Raw genomic sequence first — 1,838 nt, forward strand, 5'->3', positions numbered from 1 at the left:
TTGAAGCATTACCTCTGACCGAAAGGAAAGCTGACTTCTTCTGGGTCTTATACGAAAATGAATCCAACAAAAGGAATCAAATCTGAGGACAAGTTAGATGGTGTCAATTACGACAACAAACGGACTGAGGAAACGACTTGAAGATTGGAACCAGATTAGCTGGAGAAAGGTTAACAAGCTCGTTAGAAACCTGCGTCAGAGAATCTTTCGTGCGAGAAAACTTGGTGACTTCCGTAAGCTGCGAAGCTTGCAGAAGTTGATGCTACGAAGCTACGCAAATTTACTATTGTCTGTGAGACGTATTACCCAGACCAATCAAGGCAAAGCTACAGCAGGAATTGACAAAGAGATTGTCAATACCCCGTCGCAACGGGTGATTCTGGTAAACAACTGGGATGGGGGAAACCTCAAACCAACTCGAAGGGTAGAGATACCAAAGCCTAACGGCAAGAAACGACCGCTCGGCATCCCGACCGTGCGCGACAGAATCGAGCAAGCAATAGTAAAGAATTCGCTAGAACCCGAATGGGAATCCGTATTTGAGCAACACTCGTATGGTTTTCGACCGGGGAGAAGCTGTCACGATGCCATTGAACAATGTTTTAACAAAGTAGGGTTCAACCGTGCAGGCGGACACATCCAGGTTCTAGAAGCTGATATCAAGGGATTCTTTGATAACATCGCTCATGAATCCATTCTGACCATGTTGGGTAATTTCCCAAAGAGAGAACTCATCAAAGGATGGTTAAAAGCGGGGTTTGTGTTCCAAGGGAAACTAAATCCTACGGAACAAGGCACACCACAGGGAGGAGTTATCTCACCCCTACTTGCCAATATCGGATTACATGGCTTAGAAACATTTATAAAAGCCACTAATCCGAAACTTGGGGTGGTGCGGTATGCCGATGATTTCATCGTTACGGCTAGAGACAGAAAAAGTCTCGAAGTTGCTCAAACCTTGATACAAGAATGGATATCAAAACGAGGTCTTGAATTAAGCGCTGAGAAGACGGTCATCACGTCTATGGAAGATGGCTTCGACTTTTTGGGGTTCAATTCCCAGCACTACGATGGGAAACTTCTCATCAAACCGTCCAAAAAGAAGGTGCTAGCCTTCTGCAAGCGGTTGGGGGAAGAAATCAAAAACCTGAGTGGTGTAGAACAGGAAGTCCTAATCAAGAAGCTCAATCCAATTCTCAGAGGTTTTGCTAACTACTACAAAGGGGTTGTGAGCAAAGAAACCTTCAGCTATATTTCCTATAGATTATGGCAATACCTTTGGCGTTGGGCAAAGCGTAGACACCCCAACAAGAATACTAAATGGGTACGCAAACGTTACTTCAAGACCATTAAAGGCGTTAAATGGGTGTTCGCTTGCACCACAAGCGACAGACGGGCTAAGGACAAAGAACTTATCCTTTACCAAATTGGATCTACTTCTATCGTTCGCCATATAAAAGTCAAGGGTGACGCTAGCCCCGACGACCCCTCGTTAAAAGAGTATTGGGAAAAACGCCACCAGAAGCTTGGAAAAACCCGCTTTGATAAAGGGACTAAACTTTATACGATAGCAGAAAACCAAAACTGGAAGTGCCCAGAATGTGGCGAACCTTTACTCAACGGGGAAGAAATCGAAACCCATCACATAGTACCTGTCGCTGAGGGTGGAACTGACGACGTGGAAAATCTTCAGCAGTTGCATAAACCATGCCATAAACAGGTACACAAAACCCAAGTCAAATCTCGCTTGAAATAAGGCTTGAGCGCAGTGAGCTGGAAACTCTCATGCTGCGTTCTTAGGGGAGGGGAGAGAGGTGACTCTCGAACCTCACCCGACA

The 1,838-nt window shown here is 45.3% G+C and carries 1 protein-coding gene; it reads left to right on the plus strand.

What is annotated here, in order from left to right; genetic code table 11:
- Window positions 1-97 precede the first annotated feature (97 nt).
- Entirely contained in the window at window positions 98-1,756 is a 1,659-nt protein-coding gene (gene ltrA, locus QUA02_RS33275) for a group II intron reverse transcriptase/maturase (protein WP_333033997.1), read from the plus strand.
- Window positions 1,757-1,838 lie beyond the last annotated feature (82 nt).

This window comes from Microcoleus pseudofavosus SVA1_A4, assembly GCF_036700565.1.
Lineage (GTDB): Bacteria > Cyanobacteriota > Cyanobacteriia > Cyanobacteriales > Microcoleaceae > Microcoleus.